Annotated in this window: 16 protein-coding genes; 5 read left to right on the top strand and 11 right to left on the bottom strand. The window is 70.8% G+C overall.

What is annotated here, in order from left to right; translation table 11 throughout:
- Both ACT89H_RS14025 and ACT89H_RS14030 read right to left on the bottom strand, forming a co-directional pair.
- Positions 1-834: a TIGR02234 family membrane protein gene (locus tag ACT89H_RS14025; RefSeq protein WP_445109023.1), complete on the bottom strand. Its 834-nt coding sequence runs from the start codon at positions 832-834 to the stop codon at positions 1-3.
- Positions 831-2,390 carry an anthranilate synthase component I gene (locus tag ACT89H_RS14030; protein WP_445109024.1) on the bottom strand — a complete coding sequence of 520 codons (1,560 nt, stop codon included), beginning with the start codon at positions 2,388-2,390 and terminating at the stop codon, positions 831-833. The genes ACT89H_RS14025 and ACT89H_RS14030 overlap by 4 nt, the downstream gene beginning before the upstream one ends.
- 468 nt (positions 2,391-2,858) lie before the next feature.
- Here ACT89H_RS14030 and ACT89H_RS14035 point away from each other — a divergent pair, with 468 nt between their 5' ends.
- From ACT89H_RS14035 to ACT89H_RS14045, 3 genes are all read left to right on the top strand, one after another.
- Complete coding sequence (locus tag ACT89H_RS14035) at positions 2,859-3,314, top strand: peroxiredoxin (RefSeq protein ID WP_445109025.1); 456 nt, start codon at positions 2,859-2,861, stop codon at positions 3,312-3,314.
- A 327-nt stretch (positions 3,315-3,641) separates the two neighbouring features.
- Positions 3,642-4,196 (top strand): permease, encoded by a 555-nt coding sequence (locus tag ACT89H_RS14040; protein WP_445109026.1) that lies wholly within the window; start codon positions 3,642-3,644, stop codon positions 4,194-4,196.
- 202 nt (positions 4,197-4,398) lie between these two features.
- Positions 4,399-4,851, top strand: coding sequence for a MarR family winged helix-turn-helix transcriptional regulator (locus ACT89H_RS14045; RefSeq protein ID WP_445109327.1), 453 nt, complete (start codon positions 4,399-4,401; stop codon positions 4,849-4,851).
- A 72-nt stretch (positions 4,852-4,923) separates the two neighbouring features.
- Here ACT89H_RS14045 and hisI read toward each other — a convergent pair whose 3' ends face one another.
- The 5 genes from hisI to priA are packed head-to-tail and all read right to left on the bottom strand — an operon-like array spanning position 4,924 to position 8,649.
- Positions 4,924-5,271, bottom strand: a complete 348-nt coding sequence (gene hisI / locus ACT89H_RS14050; RefSeq protein ID WP_445109027.1) for a phosphoribosyl-AMP cyclohydrolase — start codon at positions 5,269-5,271, stop codon at positions 4,924-4,926.
- A gap of 51 nt (positions 5,272-5,322) precedes the next feature.
- On the bottom strand, positions 5,323-6,267 hold the full coding sequence (locus tag ACT89H_RS14055) for a TIGR03564 family F420-dependent LLM class oxidoreductase (RefSeq protein ID WP_445109028.1): 945 nt from the start codon (positions 6,265-6,267) through the stop codon (positions 5,323-5,325).
- A 60-nt stretch (positions 6,268-6,327) separates the two neighbouring features.
- Positions 6,328-7,101: an imidazole glycerol phosphate synthase subunit HisF gene (gene hisF / locus ACT89H_RS14060; protein ID WP_445109029.1), complete on the bottom strand. Its 774-nt coding sequence runs from the start codon at positions 7,099-7,101 to the stop codon at positions 6,328-6,330.
- Positions 7,102-7,105: 4 nt separating this feature from the next.
- Positions 7,106-7,921: an inositol monophosphatase family protein gene (locus ACT89H_RS14065; protein WP_445109030.1), complete on the bottom strand. Its 816-nt coding sequence runs from the start codon at positions 7,919-7,921 to the stop codon at positions 7,106-7,108.
- Positions 7,918-8,649: a bifunctional 1-(5-phosphoribosyl)-5-((5-phosphoribosylamino)methylideneamino)imidazole-4-carboxamide isomerase/phosphoribosylanthranilate isomerase PriA gene (gene priA / locus ACT89H_RS14070; protein WP_445109031.1), complete on the bottom strand. Its 732-nt coding sequence runs from the start codon at positions 8,647-8,649 to the stop codon at positions 7,918-7,920. The genes ACT89H_RS14065 and priA overlap by 4 nt, the downstream gene beginning before the upstream one ends.
- Before the next feature lie 181 nt (positions 8,650-8,830).
- On the opposite strand from priA, the gene ACT89H_RS14075 reads away from it, so the two are divergent.
- Positions 8,831-9,331, top strand: a complete 501-nt coding sequence (locus ACT89H_RS14075; protein WP_445109032.1) for a nuclear transport factor 2 family protein — start codon at positions 8,831-8,833, stop codon at positions 9,329-9,331.
- A gap of 111 nt (positions 9,332-9,442) precedes the next feature.
- Positions 9,443-9,904, top strand: coding sequence for a hypothetical protein (locus tag ACT89H_RS14080; protein WP_445109033.1), 462 nt, complete (start codon positions 9,443-9,445; stop codon positions 9,902-9,904).
- 38 nt (positions 9,905-9,942) lie between these two features.
- On the opposite strand, the gene hisH is transcribed toward ACT89H_RS14080, so the two are convergent.
- From hisH to hisD, 4 genes are read right to left on the bottom strand one after another with little or no spacing between them, the layout of a single operon-like run.
- The gene (gene hisH / locus ACT89H_RS14085) at positions 9,943-10,578 is read right to left on the bottom strand and encodes an imidazole glycerol phosphate synthase subunit HisH (protein ID WP_445109034.1); all 636 of its coding nucleotides are present in this window, start codon (positions 10,576-10,578) and stop codon (positions 9,943-9,945) included.
- Positions 10,575-11,195: an imidazoleglycerol-phosphate dehydratase HisB gene (gene hisB / locus ACT89H_RS14090; RefSeq protein WP_445109035.1), complete on the bottom strand. Its 621-nt coding sequence runs from the start codon at positions 11,193-11,195 to the stop codon at positions 10,575-10,577. Before hisB ends, hisH begins: the two co-directional genes overlap by 4 nt.
- 38 nt (positions 11,196-11,233) lie before the next feature.
- A complete protein-coding gene (locus ACT89H_RS14095; RefSeq protein ID WP_445109036.1) occupies positions 11,234-12,367 on the bottom strand; it encodes a histidinol-phosphate transaminase in 1,134 nt (377 codons plus the stop codon).
- The gene (hisD, locus tag ACT89H_RS14100) at positions 12,364-13,701 is read right to left on the bottom strand and encodes a histidinol dehydrogenase (protein ID WP_445109037.1); all 1,338 of its coding nucleotides are present in this window, start codon (positions 13,699-13,701) and stop codon (positions 12,364-12,366) included. Before hisD ends, ACT89H_RS14095 begins: the two co-directional genes overlap by 4 nt.
- Between the last annotated feature and the right edge of the window lie 11 nt (positions 13,702-13,712).

Genomic DNA, 13,712 nt, shown 5'->3' on the forward strand with positions numbered 1-13,712 from the left:
TCAGCGTCCACGTCGGCCTGCCTCACCGGGGCCGGAATCCTCCGGCGGAGCCGGCCCGGCCGGGGGTTCGTCGGTCGGGTCGGTGCCCGCGTCCAGCGCGTCCCACAGCACGCGCTCGGACAGCTGCGGTGCGGACCCGTCGTCCGAGGACCGGGCGCGCCGCTGCGTGACCTCCGCCGTGGCGGCGGCGCGCCGGAAGACCGGGTTGTCGTACTTGCCGGACAGCCGCGCCTGCTCGGCGCGCATGCGCGTCAGCAGCGCACCCGCACCGAACGCGGCGATCGCGCCGAACAGCGCGAGCGCGGCGGGGAACGCCGACGTGGTCGCCGTCTCGACCTGCGCACGTGCCGGGAGTTCGGCGAGCTTCGCGGCCCGCTCGGCGATCTTGCCCGAATCGGTCAGCAGCGCGAACGCCGGCACGGCGGCCACCGCGGCGACCAACGCGATCAGCACGCCGACCACGCGGCGCACCCAGCCCTTGGTGGCCGCCACGGCCGCGATCGAGGCGAGCAGGACCAGCGCCAGCGGCGTCAGCGCGCCGAACCATACGCCGCCGTTCAGGTGGTCGGTGCGGGGCTGGGTGAGACCGTCCGACGAGCTGACCGTCACCCACGTCATCCGGGACGACGCCCAGAGCGCGGCGGCGGCGACGGCGAGCAACACCACCGGGACAACGGGGCGGTTGCGGCGCGAATCGCCTTCCGTGCTCGCCGCTGCGGCGGCTGCGGCCGAACCGTCCTCCACTGGAACGGCTTCCGGACGCGCCGCAGCGCGGGAGTCCGGAGCCGGTCCCCGCGCCCGGCCCGGTTCGTCGCCGGTATGGGCGGCCGTCATCGCGCTGCGCCGCCCGCCGCACCGGGTTCTGTGCCGTAGGCCCGCACCGTTCCGGCCGCCGCGATGGCCTTGAGCACCGCCATCGCCTTGTTGCGCGATTCCACGTCCTCGTACTCCGGATCCGAGTCCGCGACGACACCCGCGCCCGCCTGCACGTAGGCCGTGCCGTCCTTCAGCAACGCGGTGCGGATGGCGATGGCGGTATCCGCGTCACCGGCGAAGTCCAGGTACCCGACGACGCCGCCGTAGACGCCGCGCCGGGTCGGTTCGAGTTCCTCGATCAGCTCCATCGCGCGCACTTTGGGGGCACCGGACAGGGTGCCCGCGGGGAAGCACGCCCGCACCGCGTCCAGCGCGATCCGGCCGGGCGCCAACCGGCCCGACACCGTCGACACCAGGTGCATGACATGGCTGTAGCGCTCGATGTGCCGGTAGTCGGTGACCCGCACGGTGCCCGGCTCGCACACCCGGCCCAGGTCATTGCGGCCGAGATCGACGAGCATGAGGTGCTCGGCGTTCTCCTTCTCGTCGGTGAGCAGGCCCTTCTCCAGCAGCAGGTCCTCCTCCTCGGTGGCGCCGCGCCAGCGGGTACCCGCGATCGGATGCGTCGTCGCCACACCGTCTTTCACGGTGACCAGCGATTCCGGGCTGGAGCCGACGATGGAGAACGCGGTGCCGCCCGCCCCGTCGGGGATGTGCAACAGGTACATGTACGGGCTCGGATTCGACGCGCGCAGCATCCGGTACAGGTCGATCGGCGCCCCGTCGTAATCCATCTCGAAACGCTGGGACAGCACCACCTGGAACGCTTCGCCCGCCTCGATCTCCTTGACCAGGCGGCGCACGCCCGCGCCGAACTCCTCGGTGGTGCGCCGGCGCCGGTACCGCGGCTCCGGCCGGTCGAACACCGACACAGTGGAGTCGGCGGGCGCGCCGAGCGCGGCGGTCATCCGGTCCAGCCGGGCCACCGCGTCGTCGTAGGCCTCGTCGACGCGCTCGGCGGTGCCGTTCCAGTTCACCGCGTTGGCGATCAGCGTGATCGCGCCCTCGTGGTGGTCGAACGCGGCCAGATCGGTGGCCAGCAGCAACACCATCTCCGGCAGCCGCAGATCGTCCAGTGCCAGGCTGGGCAGCCGCTCTATCCGGCGCACCGCGTCGTAGCCGAGATATCCGACCATGCCGCCGGTCAGCGGCGGCAGCCCGGGCAGACGCTCGGTGCGCAGCAACTCCAGCGTCTCCCGCAGCGCGATCAGCGGATCGCCGCCGGAGGGCGCATCGGCCGGGACGCTGCCCAGCCAGGCCGCCGCGCCGTCCACCACGGTCAGCGCCGAGGGGCTGCCCGCGCCGATGAACGACCAGCGCGACCACGACCGGCCGTTCTCCGCGGACTCGAACAGGAAGGTGCCTGCTCGGTCGCCCGCGAGCTTGCGGTAGGCCGACAGTGGAGTCTCCGAATCCGCCAGCACCTTCCGGGTGACCGGCACCACACGGTGCTCCGCGGCCAGCTGGTGGAACTGTTCGCGGGTCGTGGTGGTGGGGGTGGATGCGCCTGGCATGCACTTATCATCCCAGGCCGGACCGACCGGTCAGTGAGCGGTGCCGGTCACGCGAGGAGGGACGCGACAAACCCGGCAATTCAGGTCGACCGTTCGGTTCCCACGCGGTCGCCGGAGGTGTGCGGCGCTCACTACACTCGCGGCGTTCCACGTCGCATGCGGTAACCGATCTCGATACGCCATAGCACTGGAGTCGCTCGACAAGAACCGCTTCCGCGACGAATACGCCGCGCACGACCGCATCGAAGAGCTGAGGCCGTTCCTGCCCGGCCCACGGCATCCTCGATGTGCTGGCGATCAAGAACTCTGAGGTGGCGGCCCTCATCGGCGCGTAGCCGCCCTGCCCCGGCTCGTGCCCGATGCACGACGCCGCGATCGGATCGCAGGCGGCGTATGGCGGGCACGAGCAACAGGTCCACCGCGCACGAAATACCCGATTCGACCGGCCGCGCGGTAGTGTTCCCGGGTATGCAGCAAGGACAGCTCGCCCCCGATTTCGAGCTTCCCGACCAGTCCGGCACTCCCCGCTCGCTCGGCGCGCTGCTGGCGGACGGCCCTCTGGTCCTGTTCTTCTATCCCGCGGCAAACACACCCGTCTGCACGGCCGAGGCCTGTCACTTCCGTGACCTCGCAGCCGAATTCGCCGCGCTCGGCGCCACCTGTGTCGGCATCAGCACCGACAAGGTGGACACCCAGGCCGGGTTCGCCGAGAAACAGCGCCTCGGCTACCCGCTGCTCTCCGATGTCGACGGCGCCGTCGCCGCGAAGTTCGGGGTCAAGCGCGGGCTGCTGGGCAAACTCGCTCCGGTGAAGCGGCAAACGTTCGTCATCGACACCGACCGCACCGTCCGCAAGATCATCACCGGCGAGCTGCGCGCCGCCGTGCACGCCGACGAAGCACTGAACTACCTGCGCAATCGCTAAATGCGCGCTGTCGGACATCCTCCGTCTTCGGCCTTGCGCACGGCCGCAGCAAAGGCGGAGGTACGCCCGACAGACGCAGCCGGACACAGTCCGCCCTCAACCCCGCGCACGGCCGCAGCGAAGGCGAAGTACGCATAACGGGCGCAGTCGGACACAGTGCGTCCTCAACCCTGCGCACGGCCGCAGCGCAGGCGGAGGTACGCATAACAGGCGCAGCCGGACACAGTCCGCCCTCAACCCCGCGCACGGCCGGAGCGAAGGCGGAGGTGCGCCCTGATCCGCGCGCCGTGGCCGCTGCCCGATGACGGCGCGGCTTAGGCTGGACGCATGACTTCGACCGAGCTGCAGCCGGGCAAGCGCAAACCCGCGGCAGCCGTCTGGCGCACCCGGCTCATCCTCGGCGCCGCGGTTCTCGCGGTCCTGGTCGGCGCCTACTTCGTGCTGTCCGCGTTCATCCCGCGCTGGTGGGCGCAGCGAGTCGGGTCGATGGTGCACGGAAGCTTCGCCAAGGGCATCGGCTGGGGCCTGTTCTACGGTGGATTCTGCACGGTCGTCACGCTTTTCCTGTTGCTGTTCGCCGTGCTGGTATGGCGGCGCAAGGCAGGCAGGTTTCTGGCCGGTGCGGCCGCGGTCGTCGCGATCGTGTGCGCGATCCCCAACCTGATGACGCTCACCATCGTCCTGGGCAACAGCAGCGCCGCCCACGCGGGTGAGCGGATCCTGGATGTCGACGCGCCCGCGTTCCGTGGCGCCGCGCTCACCGGCGCCGTCATCGCGACGCTGCTGTTCCTCGTCGCCGTGGCGCTGTTGCTGCTGCGCAGGTGGCGGCGCACGCACCCGGCCACGGCCGAGGTCCAGGACACGCCGCCCCGACAGGTGTGAGTGAACTCACCTCATGCGGCATCTTTATGACGGTCGAGCGAAGTCGTGGCAAACTCGATGTCGCGGGTGACTGTGCACAAGTTTTTCGGCAATCACGTAGAACAACGAACAAAACCACGTCACTTGGCTCGAGAGAAGGCACACAGTGACGAAGTGGCTCGACCCGGTCGAACAGCGCGCGTGGCGTGCGATCGTGGCGCTGATGACGCGGCTGCCGAGCGCTCTGGACACCCAACTACAGCGCGAGTCCGGCGTGACGCATTTCGAGTACTGCGTACTCACGCTGTTGTCGGAGGAACCGGGCCATCGCCTGCAGATGAGTGAGCTTGCCCACAAGGCAAATGCATCGCTATCGCGGTTGTCGCACGTGGTATCCAAGCTGGAACGCATGGGCTGGGCGCAGCGTTCGGCCACGGCCGGGCGGCGCGGCGTACACGCGGTACTCACCGACGACGGGTACCTGAAAGTTGTCGAGGCCGCACCCGGATATCTGGAGGTCGTGCGGCACTTGGTCTTCGACGGCCTGGACGAGTCGCAGAAGGCGCAGGTCGCCGCACTCGGCGAGTTGCTGGCCGAGCGACTGGCCGACGCACTCGATCGACTCGGTGAACTCACGCCCACGAGCCGGGACGACCAGCGGCCCAGCGGGTCCTAGGCGTACCTTCGCCTTCGCTGCGGCCATGCGCGGGACTGAGGACGGAATATACGATCCTGACTTCCCGCTGGTTCAGGAGCGCGCGGCCAGGAGCACATCCGAGTCGAAGCAGGTGTGCGTGCCGGTGTGGCAGGCCGCGCCTTCTTGATCGACGATCAGCAGGATCGTGTCGCCGTCACAGTCGAGTCGCACTTCGTGCACGTACTGGGTGTGGCCGGAGGTCTCCCCTTTCACCCAGTACTGCCTGCGGGAACGCGAATAGTACGTGGCCTTACGGGTTTCCAGCGTGCGCGCCAGCGCCTCGTCGTCCATCCACGCGACCATCAGCACGTCGCCGGTGGTGCGTTCCTGCGCGACGGCCGAGACCAATCCGGCGTCGTTGCGCTTGAGGCGGGCGGCGATGGCGGAGTCGAGACTCATAGCACCGTTATAACAGGGACGCCCGCGAGCGAGCGCGCCCGGAGTGCACGATCAGACCACGCGGGAGCGCTGTAGCTCGCCGAGCACCTCCCAGGTGCGCCGTTGGTCTTCGGGGGTGGTCAGATCGGTCTGCGAGAACACGACCTCCGTCGCGCCCGCCGCGAAGTACTCCGCGACGCGGGCCGCGATCAGTTCTTCGTCGCCGATCACGACGAGTTCCGCCGCTCGCGACGCGCCGGACAGCTCGATCACCCGGGCGTAGGACGGGATGGCGTCATAGAACGCGGTCTGGGCCGCGGCGGCCGCACGCGCGGCGTCGAGATCGGCGGTGACCACGCCCGGGACCAGGACGGTGATCCGCGGCGCGGGCCGCCCGGCCCGCTCGGCCGCGGCGGTGAGCGGGGCGACGATGTGCTCGGCCAACGCCTTCGGGCCGACCAGGAAGGGCAGGGTGCCGTCGGCCAGCTCGCCCGTGACGCGCAGTGCCTGCGGGCCCATGGCGGCCACCAGGATCGGCGCCGGCGGGCGCGCCCCGGCCACCGCGGCGGGCAGCGGGGCGGCGGCGGTGAGCGTCTCGCCGTGGAAATCCACCGTGCCGGTGTGCAGTACGGTGCGCAACGCGGTGAGGAACTCGTGCAGCCGGGTGATCGGCCGGTCGAACGGTTCACCGAACGCCGCTTCGGCAAGGGATTTCGCGCCGAGGCCGAGCCCAAGGGTGAACCGGCCTCCGGTGGCCGCCTGCGTGGTCTGTGCCTGGCCGGAGATCAGCAGCGGATGACGCGCCGTGATCGGCACCGCGGACGTGCCGACCGCGAGTCCCGGCACGGCGCGGCCGACGATCCCGGCCAGCGCTATAGCGTCGTGGCTGAACGTCTGGCCGAACCACACCGACGACACTCCGGCGGCGGCCGCGGACGCACCCAGTGACACCGCCGCGTCCACGGCATTGTCGGTGGCGTCGAGAGCGAACGGGGACAGCGCGATTCCGATGGTCATGCCCGATACAACCGCACCGAGTCGCTCCGCCTTCCGTAGCGGCGGAAATCCGCCAATCGGCTACCGGATGACGATCTTCTCCGCCCGCATCGCCTCCTTGACCTGGCCGATGGTGAGATCGCCGAAGTGGAACACACTGGCCGCGAGCACCGCGTCGGCGCCGGCGTGCACCGCCGGGGCGAAGTGCTCGACCGCTCCGGCGCCGCCACTGGCGATCACCGGGACGGTGACCGCCGCCCGCACGGCACGGATCATCGACAGGTCGAAACCGGCTTTGGTGCCATCGGCGTCCATCGAATTGAGCAGGATCTCGCCGACCCCGAGTTCGGCGCCGCGCACGGCCCATTCGACGGCATCGATGCCGGTGCCGCGTTTGCCGCCGTGGGTGGTCACCTCCCACCCGGAGGGGGTGTCCGGCTGCCCGTCGGGCACGGTGCGCGCGTCCACCGACAGCACGATGCACTGGGAACCGAACCGCTCGGACATCTCGCGCAGCACTTCCGGCCGCGCGATCGCGGCGGTGTTCACCGAGACCTTGTCCGCGCCCGCGCGCAGCAGGCGATCCACGTCCTCGACCGTGCGCACCCCGCCGCCGACGGTGAGCGGGATGAAGATCTGCTCGGCGGTGCGGGTCACCACGTCGATCATGGTGCCGCGGTCGCCGGTGGAGGCGGTCACGTCGAGGAAGGTCAGCTCGTCGGCGCCCTGCGCGTCGTAGAGTGCGGCCAGTTCGACGGGATCACCCGCGTCGCGCAGGTTTTCGAAGTTGACGCCCTTGACCACGCGTCCCGCGTCGACGTCCAGACACGGGATCACCCGTACGGCCAACGTCATTGCCTCACCCTTTCTCCGCGGTCGCCGGATCGGCGACCGTGCAGATCATGTCGAGCAGTTCGTCGTGCACGCCGGGCGCGGCCGCGAGCACGGAGCCGGAGCCGATGGTCCACGGCTTGCCCACCAGATCGGTGACCACGCCGCCCGCCGCGCGCACCAGGGCGACGCCCGCCGCGTTGTCCCAGGGATGGTGGCCGAACACGATCGCGCCGCCGAGCACCCCCGAGGCGGTGAACGCCAGATCTATGCCGGTCGAGCCGTGCATGCGCACCCGGGAGGACAGTCTGCTCAGCGGGCCGAGCAGGTCGAAACGGAACTGGCCGGGGATGCGACCGTGCGAGTCGACGTTGAACGCTCCGAAACCGATCATCGCCTCGGCCAGCTTGCCGCGCGGCAGCGGTGGCAGCGCTCGCCCGTCCAGCAGCACGGGGCCTCCGGCCATGGCGGCGTAGCGGCGGCCGAGCAGCGGCAGCCAGGTCAGCCCGAGCACCGGCTCGCCGTCGCGGACCAGCGCGAGCAACATGCCCGAAAGCGGATGTCCGGACGAGTAATTGAAAGTGCCGTCGATCGGGTCGAGCACCCACGCGGTGCCCGAGGTGAGCTGCGGTCCGCCGAACTCCTCACCGTGCACCTCGATGCCGGTGCGCCTGCGCAGCTCGGCGGACACGGTGCGCTCCAGCTCCAGGTCCAGTTCGGTGGCAAAGTCGTTGCGGCCCTTGGCGACCGCGCTCGGCGCGCCGATGCCCTCGATGAACCGCGAGCGTACCGAGTCCAGAACCTCGCTCGCCTCCGCGAGCAGTGTCGACAGCGATGGGGTCATCTCACCGCGGCCAGCGCCTCGGGCAGGGTGAACCGGCCCGCGTAGAGCGCCTTGCCGACGATCGATCCCTCGACGCCTTCCGGCACCAGTTCGGCGATCGCGACCAGGTCCGCGATGGTGGAGACGCCGCCGGAGGCGATCACCGGGGCGTCGGTGGCCGCGCACACCTCGCGCAGCAGGTCCAGGTTCGGGCCGGTGAGCGTGCCGTCCTTGGTCACGTCGGTCACCACGTAACGCGAGCAGCCGTCGCGCTCCAGGCGCTCGAGCACTTCCCACAGGTCGCCGCCGTCGCTGACCCAGCCGCGGCCGCGCAGCCGGTGCTCGCCGTCGACGAGGCGCACGTCCAGTCCGACGGCGATGCGCTCGCCGTGCCGGGCGATGGCCTGCGCGCACCAGACCGGGTCCTCCAGCGCGGCGGTGCCGAGATTGACCCGGGCGCAGCCGGTGGCCAGAGCCGCCTCCAGGCTTTCGTCGTCACGGATGCCGCCGGACAGTTCCACCTTGACGTCGAGTTCGCCGACGACGCCCGCGAGCAGTTCCCGGTTCGAGCCGCGCCCGAAGGCCGCGTCCAGGTCGACCAGGTGCACCCATTCCGCGCCGGCTTCCTGCCAGGCCAGCGCCGCCTCACGCGGCGAGCCGTAGCTGGTTTCGCTTCCGGCTTCTCCTTGTACGAGGCGCACGGCCTCTCCGTTGGCGACATCGACGGCGGGTAGCAGCACAAGACTCACGAGAGCAGCCTAGTGGTTACCCGGCCACGTCCGAGTGCAGGGCCTGGGCGGATGGGACCTCGATCACGGATTCGGATCGGGCGTGAGCCGGTGGCCGCCAGACTTGTTGGCGCAACCCACTATCCGTTAAGTTGGAAACGCCAACGTTGGCTATGCCAACATTTTCGGAAAGGTTCCTGCCATGCGCACATTCCGGCTCGCCCTCCCCCTGCCGACCGCGTTCACCGCCGCCTCCGCCACCGCGACGCCGACGGCCGAACTGCGCGAACTGCTGGACCGCCGGCAGATCACCGCCCTCGTCGACCGACTCGGCCGCGCTCTGGACGAGGGACGCTTCGACGACCTGCGGGCGATCTACACCTCCGACGCGACCGCGACGACGCCCGGCGGCACGGCCGAGGGCCGCGACGCACTGATCGCCCAGGCGAGCCGCAACCACCCCGAGCGCCTGCGCATCCAGCACGTCATCGGCAATGTGCTGATCGACCTGCGCGGCGACACGGCGGAGGTACGGGCCAACCTGATCGCCACCTTCGCGCTCGCCGGCTCCGCCGGGACGGTTCCGCAGCCGGTCTACACCCTCGGCGAGGTCTACCGCTTCGACGCGATCCGCACCGGCGAAGGCTGGCGCCTGTCCCGGGTGGAGACCACCCCGATCTGGTCCACCGGCACGCGCCCGTGATCAGCGCGCTGCGAGCCCGGTAGGTCGGCGTGCTCCGGGCGGCGCGGGCGGTATCGTCTCCGCTCGGCGACCACCCCCGGTCGCCGCGTCCATTTCGCACCGAGGAAGTGCATGTCCCGATCCAAACTCGCTGCCGTTCTGTTGCTTTCGGCAGCCGCCTGCTCCGCGGCCTTCGTCGCCGCACCCGCCGCCACCGCCGCGCCGCCCGAGGAGGCGCGCCTGGCGGGATGCGAATTCGGTTTCGCCGCAGCGACCTACGACTACGCACGGTTCGGCGACCACGCCCGGCGGATGCTCGAGCTCAGCACCGGGGAATTCCGGACCGAGTTCGAGAACTTCCGCGCCAACATCCAGTCGAGCGCGCAGGCCGCGCACATTCGCGCCGAGGCCAACTCGGCCGATTGCCGCATCGTCTCCGGCGACGCCGACCGCGCCGAGGTGGACGTCGACGTGGTGCGGACGGTGACCAGTGACGAGACCGACGGTCTGCCGCAGACCAACCGCATGTCGATGACCGTGACGGTGGACCGCGTCGACGGGCGCTGGCTGGTCAGCAAGGTCCGCAAACACTGACCGGGCGGCCGGTCCCGCGCTCGGTGCGCGGGACCGGTCTACAGCGCGTTCACCCAGTTGCGCAGCAGGTGGGCGCCCGCGTCACCGGACTTCTCCGGGTGGAACTGGGTCGCCGACAGCGGACCGTTCTCCACCGCCGCCAGGAACGGCACTCCGTGCTCGGCCCAGGTCAGCTTGGGTGCGGCGAAGTGCTCCCCGGGCGGCAGATCCCAGGTCTGCGCGGCGTAGGAGTGCACGAAGTAGAACCTGGTGTCGGCGTCGAGGCCGGCGAACAGCACGCTGTCGTACGGGGCGGCGACGGTGTTCCAGCCCATGTGCGGCAACACCGGCGCGGACAGCCGTTCGACCGTGCCGGGCCATTCGGCGCACCCGTCGGTCTCCTCGCCGAACTCGACGCCACGCTCGAACAGGATCTGCATGCCGACGCAGATACCGAGCACCGGACGCCCGCCGGCCAGCCGCTGACCGATCAGGCGCTCCCCCCGCACCCCGCGCAGCCCCGCCATGCAGGCGGCGAACGCTCCGACGCCGGGGACAACCAGGCCGTCGGCGGCCAGCACCGCCTCCGGGTCCGCGGTCACCTCGACCCGCGCGCCCGCCCTGGCCAGCGCCCGCTCGGCGGAGTGCAGATTACCGGATCCGTAGTCGAGCAGGGCCACGGATTTCGCGTTCACAGTGTTCCCTTCGTCGACGGGATCCCGCTCACCCGAGGATCGAGTTCCACCGCGGTGCGCAGCGCACGCGCCACCGCCTTGAATTCGGCCTCGGTGACGTGGTGCTGGTCGCGGCCGTAGAGCACCCGCACGTGCAGCGCGATGCGCGCGTTCAGCGCGATCGACTCGAAGACGTGGCGGTTGAGCACCGTGGAGTACGGCGCACCGGGCCCGGCACCGGGAATCACCGTGTGCAGCAAGTGATCCGGCTCCCCCGTGTGCACGCAGTAGGGGCGGCCGGACACGTCGACCGCGGCGTGCGCCAGCGTCTCGTCCATCGGGATGTAGGCGTCGCCGAACCGGCGGATGCCCGCCTTGTCGCCCAGCGCCGTGCCCAGGGCCTGACCGAACACGATCGCGGTGTCCTCGACCGTGTGATGCGCCTCGATCTCGATGTCACCCTCCGCGCGCACGGTCAGGTCGAAACTCGCGTGCGCGCCGAGCGCGGTCAGCATGTGGTCGTAGAAGGGGACGCCCGTGGCGATCTCGGTCTTGCCGGTGCCGTCCAGATCCAGTTCGACGACGATGCTGGATTCCTTGGTGACCCGCTCCACCCGGGCGGTCCTACTCATGCTCATGTCCAATCGAGTCGTCGCCGGGGTTGTCCGGCGCTGGTTCATCGCGGCGCCAGGTCGGTGTCCGCCAGCAGCGCACTGACCCGCAGCAGTTCGTCGTTCTCGGCGGGGAGGCCGATCGTGGTGCGGAGGTAGCCGGGGAGGCCGACGTCACGGATCAGCACGCCGTGGTCGAGATAGCGCTGCCAGCTGGCCGCCGCGTCGGTGAAGCGGCCGAACAGCAGGAAATTGGCGTCGCTGGGGACCACGTCGTACCCGAGCTCCCGCAGCGCCGCCGCCACCCGGTCACGCTGCGCGGCCAGTTCGGCGACGCTGCCGAGGGTCTCGTCGGCGTGCCGCAGGGCCGCGCGCGCGGCGGCCTGCGTGACCACCGACAGGTGGTAGGGCAGGCGCACCAGGAGCATCGCGTCGATCACCGCGGGGGCGGCGACCAGATAGCCGAGCCGCCCGCCGGCGAACGCGAAAGCCTTGCTCATCGTCCTGGTCACCACGAGTTTCGCGGGGAACCGGTCGATCAGCCCGATAGCGCTGGGCTGCGCGGAGAACTCGCCGTAGGCCTCGTCGACCACCACGATGCCGGGGGCGGCCGCGAGAATGCGCGTCAACTCCTCCTCCGGGATGCTGTGCCCCGTCGGATTGTTCGGGCTGGTCACGAACACCACGTCCGGCCTGCGCTCGGCGATGGCGGCCAGAGCGTGCTCGATGTCGAGGGAGAAGTCGGCGTCGCGCTTCGCCTCGATCCACTCGGTGTCGATGCCCTCGGAGATGATCGGGTGCATCGAGTACGAGGGCACGAATCCCAGGGCGCTGCGGCCCGGCCCCCCGAAAGCCTGCAACAGCTGCTGCAGGATCTCGTTGGAGCCGTTGGCCGCCCAGACATTGCCGGTCTGCACCGCGACACCGGTCTGCGCGGCCAGATACCGCGCCAGGTCGGTGCGCAGCGCGACGGCGTCGCGGTCCGGGTAGCGGTGCAGGTCCGCGGCGGCCGCCCGGATCGACTCCGCGACGTCGTCGATCAGCGCCCGGCTCGGCGGATGCGGGTTCTCGTTCGTGTTCAGCTGCACGGGAACCGTCAATTGCGGTGCGCCGTAAGGCTTCTTGCCGCGCAGGTGCTCCCGCAACGGCAGCTCGTCCAAGGTCAGGTCCGCGCCGGGCGCGCTCACCGCGCGGGTCACGACAGAGCCTCGAAACGCGCCTGCACGGCCTGCCCGTGCGCGGGCAGGTCCTCGGCGTTCGCCAGCGCCACCACGTGGCCGGCGACATCCTTCAGCGCCATCTCGGTGTACTCCACGACGTGGATTCCCCGCAGGAACGTCTGCACGCTCAGGCCGGAGGAGTGCCGCGCGCAGCCCGCGGTGGGCAGCACGTGGTTGGAGCCCGCGCAGTAGTCACCGAGGCTGACCGGCGCGTACGCGCCGACGAACACCGCGCCCGCACTGCGCACCCGGGCCGCGACCGCGGGCGCGTCGGCGGTCTGGATCTCCAGGTGCTCGGCGGCGTAGGCGTTCACCACGCGCAGGCCCTGCTCGATGTCGTCGACCAGGACGGTGCCGGATTGCTTGCCGCGCAGCGCCTCACTCACCCGGTGGGCGTGCTTGACCACGGCCAGCTGCGTGGTCAGCGCGACGTCCACGGCGTCGGCCAGGCGCTCGCTGTCGGTGACCAGCACACTGGCGGCCAAGACGTCGTGCTCGGCCTGGCTGATCAGGTCGGCGGCGACATGCACCGGATCGGCGGTCGCGTCGGCGAGAACGGCGATCTCGGTGGGCCCGGCCTCCGCGTCGATGCCGACCAGGCCGCGGCACAGCCGCTTGGCCGCGGTGACGTAGATATTGCCCGGCCCGGTGATCAGATCCACCGGTTCCAGTTGCGCGCCGTCGGTGTCGACGCCGCCGTAGGACAGCAACGCGACGCCCTGGGCGCCGCCGACCGCCCAGACCTCGTCGACGCCGAGCAGGTGCGCCGCGGCCAGGATGGTGGGGTGCGGCAGCCCGCCGAACTGCGCCTGCGGCGGCGAGGCCACCACCAGCGAGCCGACGCCCGCGGTCTGCGCGGGCACCACGTTCATCACGACGCTGGACGGGTACACGGCGTTCCCGCCCGGCACGTACAGGCCGACTCGCTCGACGGGCACCCAGCGCTCGGTGACGGTGCCGCCGGGCACCACCTCGGTGGTCTTGTCGGTGCGCCGCTGGTCGGCGTGCACCGTGCGCGCTCTGGCGATGGATTCCTCCAGCGCGGCGCGGACCGCCGGATCCAGCCGCTGCAGCGCTGCCTCCAGCTCGGCCGCGGGCACCCGCACCGTCGCCGGGATCACCCCGTCGAAGCGCTCGCCGAACTCCAGCGCCGCCGACACACCGTGATCACGGATCGCCTCGACCACCGGACGCACCTGATGCAGCACCGAGTCCACGTCGACTCCCCCGCGCGGCAGCGCGGCGCGCAGCTCGGCGACGGAGGGAGTGCGACCGCGCAGATCGACGCGGGCGAGCTCGATGCGGGGTGTCATGTGGTGTCGGT

The organism is Nocardia aegles (assembly GCF_052545135.1).